This window comes from Neorhizobium sp. LjRoot104 (genome assembly GCF_964253725.1).
Taxonomy (GTDB): Bacteria; Pseudomonadota; Alphaproteobacteria; order Rhizobiales; family Rhizobiaceae; genus Neorhizobium.
Genome location: NZ_CAXURS020000001.1, coordinates 1,948,661 through 1,963,205, shown reverse-complemented (window position 1 = coordinate 1,963,205; position 14,545 = coordinate 1,948,661). Strand labels below are relative to the sequence as shown.

General features: G+C 62.4%; 13 protein-coding genes and 1 other RNA gene. 12 read left to right on the top strand and 2 right to left on the bottom strand.

The annotated features are described in order from the left end of the window. Positions 1–16 precede the first annotated feature (16 nt). Both ACSQ8R_RS09940 and ACSQ8R_RS09935 read right to left on the bottom strand, forming a co-directional pair. The gene (locus ACSQ8R_RS09940; RefSeq protein ID WP_436253186.1) at positions 17–652 is read right to left on the bottom strand and encodes a LysE family translocator; all 636 of its coding nucleotides are present in this window, start codon (positions 650–652) and stop codon (positions 17–19) included. Positions 653–701: 49 nt separating this feature from the next. Then, entirely contained in the window at positions 702–1,913 is a 1,212-nt protein-coding gene (locus ACSQ8R_RS09935) for a pyrophosphate--fructose-6-phosphate 1-phosphotransferase (protein WP_436253185.1), read from the bottom strand. Positions 1,914–2,241: 328 nt separating this feature from the next. Here ACSQ8R_RS09935 and ACSQ8R_RS09930 point away from each other — a divergent pair, with 328 nt between their 5' ends. The 12 genes from ACSQ8R_RS09930 to mraY all read left to right on the top strand — a co-directional run bounded on the left by ACSQ8R_RS09930 (position 2,242) and on the right by mraY (position 14,545). Further along, positions 2,242–2,991: a TerB family tellurite resistance protein gene (locus ACSQ8R_RS09930; RefSeq protein ID WP_436253184.1), complete on the top strand. Its 750-nt coding sequence runs from the start codon at positions 2,242–2,244 to the stop codon at positions 2,989–2,991. After that, entirely contained in the window at positions 2,988–3,746 is a 759-nt protein-coding gene (locus ACSQ8R_RS09925) for an N-acetylmuramoyl-L-alanine amidase (RefSeq protein WP_436253183.1), read from the top strand. Before ACSQ8R_RS09930 ends, ACSQ8R_RS09925 begins: the two co-directional genes overlap by 4 nt. Positions 3,747–3,989: 243 nt before the next feature. Beyond that, a complete protein-coding gene (locus tag ACSQ8R_RS09920; protein WP_436253182.1) occupies positions 3,990–4,586 on the top strand; it encodes a lytic transglycosylase domain-containing protein in 597 nt (198 codons plus the stop codon). Positions 4,587–4,653: 67 nt separating this feature from the next. Continuing rightward, positions 4,654–5,844 (top strand): NAD(P)/FAD-dependent oxidoreductase, encoded by a 1,191-nt coding sequence (locus ACSQ8R_RS09915; protein ID WP_436253181.1) that lies wholly within the window; start codon positions 4,654–4,656, stop codon positions 5,842–5,844. 54 nt (positions 5,845–5,898) lie between these two features. Further along, an RNA gene (gene rnpB / locus ACSQ8R_RS09910) (RNase P RNA component class A) lies at positions 5,899–6,334 on the top strand. A gap of 448 nt (positions 6,335–6,782) precedes the next feature. Continuing rightward, a complete protein-coding gene (gene mraZ, locus ACSQ8R_RS09905; protein WP_436255432.1) occupies positions 6,783–7,217 on the top strand; it encodes a division/cell wall cluster transcriptional repressor MraZ in 435 nt (144 codons plus the stop codon). 14 nt (positions 7,218–7,231) lie between these two features. Next, positions 7,232–8,257 (top strand): 16S rRNA (cytosine(1402)-N(4))-methyltransferase RsmH, encoded by a 1,026-nt coding sequence (rsmH, locus tag ACSQ8R_RS09900; protein ID WP_436253180.1) that lies wholly within the window; start codon positions 7,232–7,234, stop codon positions 8,255–8,257. A gap of 3 nt (positions 8,258–8,260) precedes the next feature. Beyond that, a complete protein-coding gene (gene ftsL, locus ACSQ8R_RS09895) occupies positions 8,261–8,722 on the top strand; it encodes a cell division protein FtsL (RefSeq protein WP_436253179.1) in 462 nt (153 codons plus the stop codon). Further along, positions 8,722–10,464 (top strand): peptidoglycan D,D-transpeptidase FtsI family protein, encoded by a 1,743-nt coding sequence (locus ACSQ8R_RS09890; protein WP_436253178.1) that lies wholly within the window; start codon positions 8,722–8,724, stop codon positions 10,462–10,464. The genes ftsL and ACSQ8R_RS09890 overlap by 1 nt, the downstream gene beginning before the upstream one ends. A 59-nt stretch (positions 10,465–10,523) precedes the next feature. After that, positions 10,524–11,984 carry a UDP-N-acetylmuramoyl-L-alanyl-D-glutamate--2,6-diaminopimelate ligase gene (locus ACSQ8R_RS09885; RefSeq protein WP_436255431.1) on the top strand — a complete coding sequence of 487 codons (1,461 nt, stop codon included), beginning with the start codon at positions 10,524–10,526 and terminating at the stop codon, positions 11,982–11,984. After that, positions 11,981–13,411: a UDP-N-acetylmuramoylalanyl-D-glutamyl-2,6-diaminopimelate--D-alanyl-D-alanine ligase gene (locus tag ACSQ8R_RS09880; RefSeq protein WP_436253177.1), complete on the top strand. Its 1,431-nt coding sequence runs from the start codon at positions 11,981–11,983 to the stop codon at positions 13,409–13,411. Before ACSQ8R_RS09885 ends, ACSQ8R_RS09880 begins: the two co-directional genes overlap by 4 nt. 30 nt (positions 13,412–13,441) lie before the next feature. After that, positions 13,442–14,545: a phospho-N-acetylmuramoyl-pentapeptide-transferase gene (gene mraY, locus ACSQ8R_RS09875; protein WP_046633517.1), complete on the top strand. Its 1,104-nt coding sequence runs from the start codon at positions 13,442–13,444 to the stop codon at positions 14,543–14,545.

Genomic DNA, 14,545 nt, shown 5'->3' with positions numbered 1-14,545 from the left:
GGCAAGACGGCGAACGTCAGGCGGCGATCCGGCGATAGCCGGCGGTGACGGCGCGGCGGGAAATGAAGCGGGTCTGGGGCTTGCGCGAGGCGGAGTTGAGGTTGGCCGGCTGGCGTCTGCGGCTGAGCACGCGGCGCGGAAAAAGCACGTGAATCCCGGCTCCAAGGGCTGCGCAGACAAGGAAGGTCGCCTGCATTTCGAGAAGCTGGGGCAGCAGCGCCCGATCGGGATCGACGAACTGGGCAAGCACCGCTGCAAGGACGAAGGCATAACGGGCCCGGAAGGCGGATTTGCCGAACAGGCATCCGAAGATTCGCGCCGCCCGGCATTCCGGCAGATTGTCGTTGTCGGCGATCGGGCCGGAGATTCGCGGGTCCTGGTAGGACCAGAGCACATAGAGCATCAGGTAGCCGAGCCCTGCCCAGGAAATCACGTCCATGAACTTGGGCAGGTATACGGCGATCAGGGCCATGGGGATCATCGCCACGATCAGGGCCGCGGACATTCCGGCGGCAAGCCCCGGGACAGTCGCGATCGCCGTACGGCGACCGCGCTGGAGTGAGAAACTGGCAGTCAGACAGGCGAGAGGGCTCGGAAGGAGGGCGAGGAAGATCGCGGTCGCAGCAAAAGCGAGCCAGATGTCAGCCGTCATTCCATTTCCTCCCGGACGCCGAGGGATGGCGCCCGCCAAATTTCCTGTCTCATGCCGTTTCGAAGGGCTGGCCGATATGATCCATCACTTCGCCGAACCATTTTGCCGTCAGATCGAAATGTTTTCCACCCTTGATTCTGGGAAATTCGATCGTGCGCAGTTTTCCGTTCTGATCCTCGTCGTGGCCGGTGACGCCCGAAACCTTGTTGAGCGCGCTTTCGACCGCCAGATCCACCATGCCCTGGATGAGGCGCAGGTCGTCGCCGTTTGCCGGCGCCGAGCGGGCGAAATAGCCGGACTTCTGCACCATCGAGCGATCGGCGCCGATCAGCGCCGCGAACTGCTTCTGGAACCAGCCGCCGACATTGATCGAGTCGATCTTAACATGGCCGAACGCGTCGCGCTTGACGGATTCGCCGGCGGCTTCCCGCTCGGCGACGATCGTATCGAGACCGGCACCTTCCGAAACGAACAAGGTCACGAAACCGCGCTTGTCCATGACGTCCTTGAGGCGCGCGGCCTCCTTGTCCAGGTCGAAAGCCATCTCCGGCAGGTAGACACCGTCGATGTTCTTCATCGCGCTGTTCATCATGAAGCCCTCGACATATTCATTGCCTTTGGTCTTCTGAATATAGGCCCGCGCGGTCGCGGCGGTAAGCCAGCCGCAGTGACGTCCCATCACTTCGTGAATCACAAATGTGCGAGGAGCGGCGCTCTGCTCGTTGGAAACGTTGTCAAAGAAGTATGCGCCGACTTCGGCAGCCGTCCAGGCGCCGAGCGACTGGCGGATCGGCACGATGTCGTTGTCGACGGTCTTCGGCAGGCCGACGACGGTCAGATCGTAGCCGTTGGCGCCGAGATAGGCGGCGAGGTCGGCGGCCGTCGTGTTGGTGTCGTCGCCGCCGATCGTGTGAAGGATGGTGATCCCATCGGCTGCCAGCCTGTCGGCGGCAACGCGAAGCGGGTTCTCGCCTTCCTTGACGAGGCCGCGCTTGACGCAGTCTGCGGCATTGGTGAGCTTGACGCGGCTGTTGCCGATCGGCGAACCGCCGTAGCGGTGAAGCAAATGGGCCTTTTCGCGCATGTCCCTGGTGATTTCGATGCGGTCGCCGAGCAGGACACCCTGATAACCGGAACGATAGGCGACCATCTCGATATCAGGCGCGACGTCGTTGTAGCGCTCGATCAGGCCTCCGACGGCGGAGGACAGACAGGGCGCGAGGCCCCCTGCGGTCAGCATTGCTACTTTCTGTTTGGCCATCGATCCTCCTTCACGCGCATGCCCGCGTACAGTTCAAAACCGCTGGAATGGATGCGACAGAGACCGGCCCCTGTAAAGTGAATTTCTCAAGAAAAACCGCAGCTTCGACTCTTTGGCACAGGAGAGCCTAATATAATCGATTCAACCGCCGCGGCGCCTCGGGTCCCGCCTGTGGAAAAGGAAATCCGGAGGCTTCCCAATTGTCCCGAAGCGCAGGGTAACCTGTCTGTGAGCGCCGGTGATTGTTCGGAAAACATGAACATAGTTTAATCTGAGACGGACCGTCGGTCGCCTTGCAATCCCAACTGTAATCTGGTCCACTGCGCTCATGATCTGGGATTTTGCCTGCCTTCACTTTTCCTCCCTCTGGGAACGGCTTCTCGGCGCCGTGGGCGACGCTGCGGGCAACGCGCTCAGCGGCGTCGTCGAGGCGATCCGCACGACGTTCGAGGGCGATCCGGAAACGCGCCGGCAGGTATCCTTCTCGGTCGCCATCATCGCGCTTTCGGCGAAGATGGCCAAGGCCGACGGTATCGTCAGCGAGGCCGAGGTGAAGGCCTTCCAGCAGATCTTCGACTTTCCCGACGAGGAAGCCCGCAACGTCGCGCGCCTCTATAACCTCGCGCGTCAGGACGTCGCGGGTTACGAAGCTTATGCGACGAAGCTGGCCGGCCTGTGCAGCCCGGGTGCCGGCAAGGCTCATAATTGCCCGATGCTGGAAAACGTCGTCGACGGCCTGTTCCATATCGCCAAGGCGGACGGCCTTGTGCATGAGGCGGAGCTTGCCTTCCTTTTCCGCATCGCCGAAATCTTCCACATCGACGAAGGGCATTTCCGCCGCATCATGGCGCGGCACGTGCATCTCGACGGCCGCGATCCCTATCTGGTGCTCGGCGTTTCGCCGGAAGACGATTTTGCAAAGATCCGCAAGCAGTACCGCCTGCTGGTGTCCGAGCATCATCCGGACAGACTGATCGCCCGCGGCGTTCCGGCTTCTCTGCATGCCGCTGCCAATGAACGCATGGCGGCACTCAACGCCGCATATTCGGCGATCGAGAAAGAGCGCCGCGCCGCATGACGTTCAACGCCGATTATGCCGGCGCGATGGTAAGGCCTTCCCCAAACCATGGTGAGCGTGCCGGCGGGCGCAGGCCCGACATGATCATTCTGCATTATACGGGCATGCCCAGCGGTGATCAGGCACTCTCCTGGCTCTGCAACGAGGAAAGCCAGGTCTCCAGTCATTATTTCATCCACGAGGACGGGCGCGTCGTGCAGCTCGTGCCGGAGGAGCGTCGTGCCTGGCATGCCGGCAAGAGCTCATGGGGCGGCGAGAGCGACATCAATTCCTGTTCGATCGGCATCGAGATCGCCAATCCGGGGCATCCCGGAGGCCTGCCGGAATATCCGTCCGTGCAGATCGAGGCGGTCGTCGAATTGTGTCGCGATTGCGGCCAAAGGTGGCAAATCCGGCCTGAAAGGGTGCTCGGGCACTCGGATGTCGCCCCGATCCGCAAGGTCGATCCGGGCGAAAATTTCCCCTGGGAAAAATTGCACCTTGACGGCGTGGGCCACTGGATCGATCCAGCGCAAATCGGCGGCGGGCGGTTTTTCCAGTTCGGCGAGAGCGGCCAACCCATCGAGGCATTGCAGTCGATGCTGTCGCTCTATGGCTACGGAATTGAAATCACCGGTAATTTCTGCGAGCGCACGAAGGGCGTGGTGGAAGCTTTCCAGCGCCATTTCCGGCCGCAGCTCGTGGATGGGATAGCCGATTTTTCGACGATCGACACGCTTCATCGGCTGCTCAAATCGTTGCCGAAATTCACCTAGTCCGAATGTCTCCCGAGACTGTTTGGTTCCGCGTTCAAATCGTAAAATTTTGCAGTGCCACATCATCTCCTTATTAGCCCGGTCTAAAGGACCCGCGAACGGCAGCCGCCATGTTGGACGGGGGTTGCAGAGATAAACGACCAGGATTCGTGAAACATCGCGCCGTCAATCCGGCGACGCGCTGAGAGGGTGTTTGCGTAACCACGCCCGCGGTTCCTGTTGGTCCGGAGACACTTCACCTACATGAATACTATGATTGTTGCTGTCGCGGCTGGCCTTGCCATGCTGGTCGCGGGAACCGAACTCGTGCGCGCTGAAGACGACAGCGTCAATGTCTATACCAAGCCCCTGATCATTCCATGGGAAACGCGCGAAACCGGTTTTGCCGCGCCCACGGACGAAGCAAGACGGCTCGTTCGGCAGCTTCATTATTCTCAGCTGATCTCGAAATATGCGGACGAATATGATGTTCCGGAGGAGATCGCATTGGCCGTGGTGCAGATCGAGAGCAATTTTCGGCCGACCGTCAAGGGCAGTGCCGGCGAGATCGGGCTGATGCAGATCAAGCCGGCTACGGCAAGGCTGATGGGGTACCGGGGACCGGACTACGGTCTCTACGATCCTGAGACAAATATCCGTTACGGCATGAAATATCTGGCCGGCGCCCATGAGCTCGGTGGCGGCAAGATCTGCGGCACCATCCTCAAATACAATGCCGGCCACGGCGCCAAGCGTATGAACCCGGTTTCCAAGCGTTACTGCAATCGGGTCCAGGCGGTCATCGAGACCGCCGAACAGACCGCCGAACAGACTGCGTCGCTTTCGCCTGTGGCATTCTGATTCCGAAAACGGCTAGAAGTGTCTCCAGGATAAGACATTTCGGCCGGTGGAATCGAAAGGCGAGGGCATGACGGAGCGGTTCAGATTTATCGTGATCGGGAGGGGCATGATGGGCGCTGCGGCGGCCCGCTACCTCTCGAAATGGACCGACGGTGTTGCGTTGGTCGGTCCCGGTGAGCCGGCGGACTACGGGCGCCATGACGGCGTCTTTGCCAGCCACTACGACGAGGCGCGCATCACCCGGACGATCGATCCCGATCCCGTGTGGGCGCGCCTCGCCAACCGTTCGATCGAACGTTACGGCGAGATCGCGCGCGCGAGCGGCGTGGATTTCTATTCCGAATCGGGTTGCCTGCTGGTTGGCCCCAAGCGCGGCGGCGGGCCGTCTTATGTCGGCAATGTCCTCGAGGCGGCGGACAAGCTCGGCGTTTCGACCGAGACGCTGTCGGATGCGGATCTTGGCGGCCGATTCGGCTTCTTCTCCTTCCCCAGGGAGAGCGAGGGCGTCTGGGAACCGAAGAATGCCGGGCACATCAATCCGCGCCGGCTGGTGAAGGCGCAGGCCCTGATTGCCGAGCGCCAGGGCGCGACGATCATTCCGGAGACGGTTTCCTCCGTGCGGCAGGACGGTGATTCCGTCACCGTCACGACCGCCGAGGGAAAGAGCTACTGCGCCGAAAAAGTGCTGGTTGCGGCCGGCGGATTCTCCATCAACGAGAATCTCCTGGGCGCGCGACTTGATCTGGAAGTCTACGCCCGGACCGTCGCCTTCTTCGAGGTCGACGAGGCGGCGATGGATGTCTGGGGCAGGGTGCCTTCGCTGATCTGGAAATGGCGCGAGGGCGAGGACGGCATCTACCTGCTGCCGCCGGTACGCTATCCCGACGGCAGGATCTACCTGAAGATCGGTGGCGATCCGGACGATCTGCTGCTGCCGACCGAGCCGGACATCCGCGCCTGGTTCCGCTCCGGCGGACGCGAAAGCACGCGGGCGCGGCTAACCGAGATCATGACGCGGCTGATGCCGGAACTCGATCTCTCCCGCTCCTCCATGGCTGCCTGCGTCACCTCGTTCACACCGAGCGGATATCCGGCGATTACGATGACCGGGGCCTCCCGGATCGGCGTCCTCAGCGGCGGCTGCGGGGCGGCGGCGAAGAGTTCCGACGAGATCGGCCGGCTCGGCGCCGAGTTGATCCTCCATGGGAAAATTCGGGACGACGCCTATCCGACGGATTTCCGGGCCGATTATCTCTGATCAATCAACCCTGGCCTATGGCTTTCGCTCCGCATGTCGGTTATGTGACCCCTGCCAGTTGGCCGGGCAGCCGCGCTTTACCAATGCCGAAAGGCGGTAGGGTGAGGAAAGTCCGGGCTCCACGGAAACACGGTGCCGGATAACGTCCGGCGGGGGCGACCCCAGGGAAAGTGCCACAGAAAGGAAACCGCCCCGCTTGCTGTACCGCTTCGACAAAGCGGCAGAGCTGGCGGGGTAAGGGTGAAAGGGTGGGGTAAGAGCCCACCGCGCTTCTGGTAACAGCGGCGGCAAGGTAAACCCCACCGGGAGCAAGACCGAATAGGGATGACGCGGGTCCAAGCGAAAGCGCGGGCTACAGCCTGTTTCCGGGCCAGTCATCCGGGTGGGTTGCGTGAGGCGATATGCAAATATCGTCCCAGATGAATGGCTGCCACGTTCCGGTGCTTGCACCGGGGCCATACAGAACCCGGCTTACAGGCCAACTGGCGTTTATCCCCCTCCTCGCGATTGTGTGTACGTCTACCCGATGCGGGGCGGGCGTGACGGGAGGCCGATTTCGCGCCTTGAGTTTTATTTGAGGCTTTCTGAAAGCTATTTTGTTTTCCGCAGCTTAATGGGTGTCCCAAACCGACTTGCCGGACACTGCCAAGGCGGTTTCTTCGCTTCTTCTAATAACCCTTTGTTAAACTTAACAGCTTATAAATAAATCCTGCTTGGGAGTGGCTAGCGGGGCTTCTCCCATTGACGCCCATATGGTCCCATGGTATCCCAAAATCGCACTGCACAAGGGCGAATGAGCGCCCGCCAATCCCAGAGTTTCGGTCGTCCAGCGGCCGGGCGGATATCCGCCCATCCGGAGGGCGAAGCTATGTTTGGTGTGGTGTCAACGGGTGGGCGGGCTTCCGTCCAGAACCATAACGGGGCGGATGTTTGGCGTGATGAGCCGCTTCCTGTCGAATGCGACGAACAGGATCGATGCGAAGGGGCGGGTCTCCGTTCCGGCGAGTTTTCGTGCGGTCCTTTCGGAGCGCGGGATCCAGGAGCTTTATTGCCTCCAGGATTTCACCTATCCGGCGATCAGCGTCGGCGGGCCGGATCTGCTCGATCGTTACGAGCGGCAGATCGCCTCCGTCGATCCGTTTTCGCCGGAAGCGAACCGGATGTCGCTGCTCGTTCACGGTGGCGGCGTCTTCATGAGGCTCGATGCGGAGGGCCGGCTGATGGTCACGGATTTCATCCGCGACTTCACGGGAATCAGCTCGGATATTACCTTCGTAGGGCGCTCGGATCATTTTCAACTTTGGCAACCGCAGGCGTTTCACGAGGCGCAGGCGGCGGCGAGAGAGGGGCGCTTCGGTTCGCGCCCCGCGTAAGACAGGGGAACGGAATGGCGGCGAATCCAGGCGACGGAACAACCGAGCCCGAAGGCGGACCGGTTCGTCACATTCCGGTTCTTCTGAAGGAAGTTCTCGAGGCACTCGAGCCCCGGGCCGGCAAGATCATTCTCGACGGCACGTTCGGGGCGGGCGGTTATACATCCGCGATCCTTGCCGCGGATGCCGAGGTGATCGCGCTTGATCGCGATCCGAATGCGATCGCCGCCGGCAAGGCGCTGGTCGATGCGCACAAAGGCCGTCTCCACCTCATTCATTCGCAGTTCTCCGAGCTTGCCGATCACGCTCCGGAAGGCGGGCTCGACGGTATCGTGCTCGATATCGGCGTCTCCTCCATGCAGATCGACGAGGCCGATCGCGGCTTCTCGTTCCAGCGCAACGGGCCTCTCGATATGCGCATGTCGGCGAGCGGCGTCTCGGCGGCCGATGTCGTCAATCGCGCCAAGGTCGGCGATCTCACCCGCATCTTCGGTTTTCTCGGCGAGGAAAAGCAGTCGGGCCGTATTGCCCGCGCCATCGAGAAGCGCCGCCTGACCGAACCGTTCACCACCACGCGCGAACTCGCCAACCTCATCGAGACGGTCAATCCGCGCAAGGCCAAAGACAAGATCCATCCGGCGACCCGCGTCTTCCAGGCGCTCCGGGTCTTCGTCAACGACGAACTCGGCGAGCTCGCTCAGGCGCTGTTCGCCGCCGAACGGGCGTTGAAGCCGGGCGGCCGGCTGGTCGTCGTCACCTTCCATTCGCTCGAAGACCGGATCGTCAAACAGTTCTTCGCCGATCGTTCCGGCAAGGCCTCCGGTTCGCGCCACCTGCCGATGGTCGAGGTCAAGCCCGCGATCTTCGACCCGCTCGGCAAGTCTATGATCTCGGCGAGCGACGAGGAGGCGGAGCTCAATCCGCGTGCCCGTTCCGCCAAGCTTCGCGCGGGCATCCGGACGGAAGCCCCGCCGAGGGCCGCCGACATGTCGATTTTCGATCTGCCCGATCTCGCCAGCCTCGCCAAGATGGGAGCCTGATACATGCTGCGTAGCTTCGATCTTGTCCTGATCGGCGTGATGACGGCAGCGGCCGTCGTCACCTATTCGATCAAGCACCGCGCCGACGAGAAGCTCAACGAGGTTCACCGGCTCGAAGCGGAAATCAAGCTGGAGAAGGACACGATCGACCTGCTCAAGGCCGACTGGGCCCTGCTGACCCAGCCGAACCGCCTACACCGGCTGATCAACGTCTACAATTCCGAGCTGGCGCTCGCGCCGACCGAGACGACCCAGCTTGCGATGCCGAAGGAGCTGCCGATGCCGAAGGCACGGCTTCCGCAGCCCGAGACGACCATCGAGGACATCATCGCCGGCAAGAACAGCGAGGTCGCCGCCGCGCTGAAGGGTGTTGCCGCCGCCAAGGCCAAGCCCGCCGTCAGAATTCCCGTGCCGCTGCGGCGAGGTCCCATCGAAGTCATTTCCACAGGATCGGTGAAACGCTGATGTCTTTCCTGTCCCGCATCATGATCGTCAAGAGCCGTGCGCATTTCTCGTCCGGCAGCCGTGGCCGCGGCTCCGAGAAGGCGTCCTTCGAAGGGACCCGCAAGCGCAAGTCCGCCCAGGCGAAAAACCGGGTCGGCCTGCTGATCGCCGGCTTCACGGCCTTCTACTGCGTTATCGGCGGCCGCCTGATGCAATATGGCGTGGCGCAGCCGATGACGACGTCGAGCATCCTGCCGGCGGACCGGCTTCTGGCTTCGCGTCCCGACCTCGTCGATCGCAACGGCGCGGTTCTGGCGACCGACATCCGCACGGTTTCGCTGTTTGCCGAGCCCAACAAGATCATCGATGCCGACGAGGTGATCGAGAAGCTCGGGACGGTGCTGAACGATCTCGACGTCAAGGGCACCTATTCGAAGCTCACCTCGAACTCGCGCTTCCAATGGCTGCGCCGCCAGCTGACCCCGAAGCAGCAGAGCCAGATCCTGGCGCTCGGCATTCCGGGCATCGGTTTCCGGCCCGAGAAGCGCCGCTTCTATCCGGGCGGCCCGACGGCCGCGCATGTCGTCGGTTACGTCAATATCGACAACCGCGGCGTCGCCGGCATGGAGCGTTACGTCGACAACCAGGGCCTTGCGGATCTCGCGGCCGTCGGCATGACGTCCAGCCAGCCGCTGGAGCCGGTCAAGCTGTCCATCGACCTGCGTGTCCAGTCGATCGTTCGCGACGTGGTGTCCGAGGCGATCGGTAAATACAGCTCGATCGGCGCGGGCGCGGTCGTTCTCGACGTCCATACCGGCGAAATCGTCGCCATGGCGTCAGCGCCCGATTTCGATCCCAACAATCCGGCCGAAGGCGGCGAGGAGGGCTGGTTCAACCGCATGTCGAACGGGACGTTCGAAATGGGTTCCACCTTCAAGTCCTTCACCATCGCCATGGGTCTCGATTCCGGCAAGGTGAACCTTCAGAGCACGTTCGATGCGCGGTTCCCGATCCGCATCGGCGGCTTCACCATCAAGGATTTCCACGGCAAGGGTCGCGTGCTGAGCGTTCCGGAGATCTTCCAGTATTCGTCCAATATCGGCACCGCCAAGATTGCCGATACGGTGGGCATCGAAGGCCACAAGGATTTCCTGACCAAGCTCGGCCTGCTCACGAAAATGCATACCGAGCTTCCGGAAGTCGCCACTCCGAGCCAGCCGCGCGAATGGAAGAAGATCAACTCGGTCACCATTTCCTTCGGCCATGGTGTCTCGACAACGCCGCTGCAGACGGCGGTTGCCGGTGCGGCACTCGTCAACGGCGGAAAATACATCCCGCCGACCTTCCTGCCCCGCGACCGCGCGGAAGCCGACAAGATCGCGACCCAGGTGCTCAAGCCCTCGACCAGCAAGGACATGCGCTTCCTGTTTGAATGGAACGGCGTCAACGGATCGGGCAGAAACGCGCGCGTCGCAGGCTTCAACGTCGGCGGCAAGACCGGGACGGCCGACAAGGTGGTCAACGGACGCTACGCCCATGACAAGAACTTCAACGCCTTCCTCGCGGCCTTCCCGATGGACAATCCGCAATACGTCGTCCTGACGTTCTGCGACGAACCGAAGACCGAGAAAGGCAATGGCGCGGCTCTTGCGGCGACATCGGCCGCTCCGATGGTCAAGGAGATCATTACCCGCGCTGCGCCCATTCTCGGTGTAAAGCCGAAATTCGGCAATGACGGTTCTGCCCTGCTTGTGTCTTATTGAACGATAACAACGTGAGCGGACGAATCGAGGGGACGACGCTCAGAATGGACAATCAGCTGATGAAATTGCGAGAACTCGCCGGAGGGGATTTCCCGGAAATATCCGACCTGATGGCCGGGCCCGCGGGCGATCTCGATGTGACCGGCCTCACTTCCGACAGCCGCAAGGTGACGCCCGGCATGTTGTTTGCCGCGCTCGCAGGCACCAGGGCGGATGGTTCGAGCTATATCGGCGATGCCGCCGCGCGAGGCGCGGTCGCGGCGATTGCGGGGCATGTGGCGGAGGCGGGCATTCCCGTCCTTGCTGTTTCCAATCCGCGCCGGCTGCTGGCGCTTGCCGCCGCCCGCTTCTACGGTGCACAGCCGGAAACCATGGTCGCCGTCACAGGCACCGCCGGCAAGACCTCCGTCGCGTCGTTCACCCGCCAGATCTGGGCGCATGCCGGCCATCCTGCTGCCCAGATCGGCACGACCGGCGTCGTCTCGCCCACGCGCAACGACTACGGAACGCTGACCACGCCGGATCCGGTCGAACTGCAGCAGTTGCTGGCGGAACTGGCTGCCGAAGGCGTTACCCATGCCGCGATGGAAGCTTCCAGCCACGGCCTCGACCAGAGCCGGATCGATGGCGTGCGTCTTTCCGCAGCCGGCTTTACCAATCTCGGCCGCGACCACATGGATTACCATCCGACGATCGAGAGCTACATGGCCGCCAAGATGCGGCTTTTCGATACGCTGATGCCGAAGGGCTCGCCGGCCGTCATCTTCGCCGATGACGCCTGGTCGGAAGAAGCGATGCGGGTGGCGACGGTTGCCGACCTCGACGTCCGCACGGTTGGCCGAAGGGGCGACTATCTCTGCCTCAAGCGGGTCGAGCATTTCCGCCACAAGCAGATGGCGGAGATCCACATCGGCGACCAGATCTTCGAAGTCGATATTCCGCTCGCGGGTGATTTCCAGGTGTCGAATGCGCTGGTCGCGGCAGGGCTTGCCATGTCGACCGGGGTTCCGGCCGCCGTTGCCATGTCAGCGCTCGAAAAGCTGGTCGGCGCCTCGGGTCGCCTCGAACTGATCGGCCAGACGAAGGACGGCGCGCTTGCCTATGTGGATTATGCCCACAAGCCCGACGCGCTGGAAAACGTGCTGGCTTCCGTCCGGCCCTTCACCACCGGCCGCGTCATCGTGGTGTTCGGCTGCGGCGGCGACCGGGACAAGGGCAAGCGGCCGATCATGGGCGACGTGGCGACGAGGCTCGCCGATATCGTCATCGTCACCGACGACAATCCGCGCTCCGAGGTTCCCGAAGTCATTCGTTCCGAAATCCTGGCAGCGGCTCCGGGCGCGATCGAGATCGGCGACCGGGCGAACGCGATCCGCGAGGCAGTCAGTATGCTGCAGTCGGGCGATACGTTGATCGTTGCCGGCAAGGGCCATGAACACGGCCAGACGATCGGCACGACGGTCCTGCCGTTTTCCGATCACGTCGAGGTCCGCAAGGCGCTGGAGGAGTTGAAACCGTGAGCTGGCTATGGACATCCGAGGATCTGACGGCTGCCATGGGTGGCCGCCCGATCGGTGCGCTTCCGGCGGGCATTACCGGCATCTCGATCGACAGCCGCTCCATCGGCCAGGACGAGGCTTTCTTCGCCATCAAGGGCGACCGCGTCGACGGTCATGATTATGCCAGCCTCGCGGTTGCGAACGGCGCGACGCTGATCGTCGTCAACGAGGCGAAACTGCCGGCGCTCGGCAAATTGACAGTGCCGATGATCGTCGTCGAGGACGTGCTTGCCGCGCTTGGAAAATTGGCGCTTGCGGCGCGCGAACGCAGCAGAGCCCGTATCGTTGCGGTGACCGGTTCGGTCGGCAAGACGACCACCAAGGAAATGCTGCGGCATGCGCTGGCGCCTTCCGGAAAGGTGCATGCCGCCGTCGCCTCGTTCAACAATCACTGGGGCGTGCCGCTGACGCTCGCCCGCATGCCGGAGGATACCGATTTCGGCGTCTTCGAGATCGGCATGAACCACCCGGACGAGATCCGCCCGCTGGTGAAGATGGTGCGCCCGCATGTGGTGATGATCACCACGATCGCGGCCGCCCATCTCGGCCATTTCAAGAACCTCGAGGAAATCGCCGCCGCCAAGGCCGAGATCTTCGAAGGCCTGGAGTCCGGCGGTTCGGCGATCCTCAACCGCGACATCAAGCAGTTCGGCTTTCTGCAGAAAAAGGCGCAGGAGGCGGGGGTCTCGCATATCCACACCTTCGGCCAGCATGCCAAGGCGGATTTCCGGCTGGCGGATTTCGAGGGCAATGCCGATAACTCGGTCGTCTGGGCGGTGCTGAACGGCGAGACGTCGGAAGTCCATATCGGCGCTCCCGGCCGGCATATCGCCGAAAACGCGATGGCGGTTCTCGGCGCCTGCCTGCTGGTCGGCGCGGACATGGCCGGCGCCATGGCGGCGCTTGCGGCGCTGAAGCCGGTCAAGGGCAGGGGCGAACGCCACCGGCTTGGCATCGGCGAAGGCCATCTGACGCTGATCGACGAGAGCTACAATGCCAACCCGGCCTCGATGCGCGCGGCGATCGCGCTGCTTGCCTCGGCTACGCCGGACCTGACCGGCCGGCGGATCGCGGTTCTCGGCGACATGCTGGAAATGGGCGAATTCTCCGCCAAGGTGCATGAGGAACTGGCCGGCCCGCTGCTTGCCGCCGGCATCGAGCATGTCTGGCTGGCAGGAAAAGAAATGGCGGCACTCAAGGAATCGCTGCCGGCAAACGTCCAAGTAACGTATTTCGAAAAAACGGCGGATCTCGCCGAATACGCAGTGCGCTCGGTGGTGCCGGGCGACGTGGTGATGGTGAAATCTTCGCTTGGCATCGGTTTCGGCAAGATCGTGGCCGCGCTTATTGACAACTACCCGGCATTCTCCGACACGGAACGCCACTAATTAAGACGCGGCTTCTAGAAAGGGCGCTGAATGCTGATCTGGCTTGTGGAACTGGCGGACAAAGTCCAATTTTTCAACCTGTTCCGGTATATCACCTTCAGGACGGGCGCTGCGCTCTTTACGTCTGCGCTGATCGTCTTCCTGTTCGGGCCGATGATCATCGCGTCGCTTCGCCTGCGCCAGGGCAAGGGACAGCCGATCCGCGCCGACGGGCCGCAGACCCATTTCAAGAAGGCCGGTACGCCGACCATGGGCGGCCTGATGATCCTCGCCGGCATCGTCGGCGGCTCGCTGCTCTGGGCCGACCTTTCCAATGTCTACGTGGTGGCAACCTTGCTCGTCACGCTCGGTTTTGGCGCGATCGGTTTTTATGACGACTATCTCAAGGTCACCAAGCAGACCGACAAGGGATTTTCCGGCAAGGCGCGTCTCGGCATCGAGTTCGTGATCGCCGGTATTGCGGTCTTCTTCATGATGCGGGTGGCGCTCGCCACCGGCCAGTCCAGCAATCCGACGCTCGGCACCTCGGTCGCCTTCCCGTTCTTCAAGGACCTTTTCATCAATCTCGGCGTCTTTTTCGTGCTGTTCGGCGGTTTCGTCATCGTGGCGGCCGGCAATGCCGTGAACCTGACGGACGGGCTCGACGGGCTCGCTATCGTGCCTGTCATGATCGCCGCGGCCTCTTTCGGCGTCATCGCCTACCTCGCCGGCAACGCGGTGTTTGCGGGATACCTGCAGATCAATTTCGTGCCCGGCACCGGCGAGCTTGCCGTCATCCTCGGCGCGGTGATCGGCGCAGGCCTCGGTTTCCTGTGGTTCAATGCGCCGCCGGCCGCGATCTTCATGGGCGACACGGGATCGCTGGCGCTTGGCGGCCTGATCGGCTCCGTCGCCGTCGCCACCAAGCACGAGATCGTCATGGCGATCGTCGGTGGCCTGTTCGTCATGGAGACATTGTCCGTCATCATCCAGGTCGGTTTCTTCAAGATGACCGGCCGGCGCGTCTTCCTGATGGCGCCGATCCACCACCATTTCGAAAAGCTCGGCTGGACGGAAAGCCAGGTAGTGATCCGCTTCTGGATCATCGCCGTCGGCCTTGCCATGCTCGGCCTTTCGACGCTCAAGCTGCGGTGA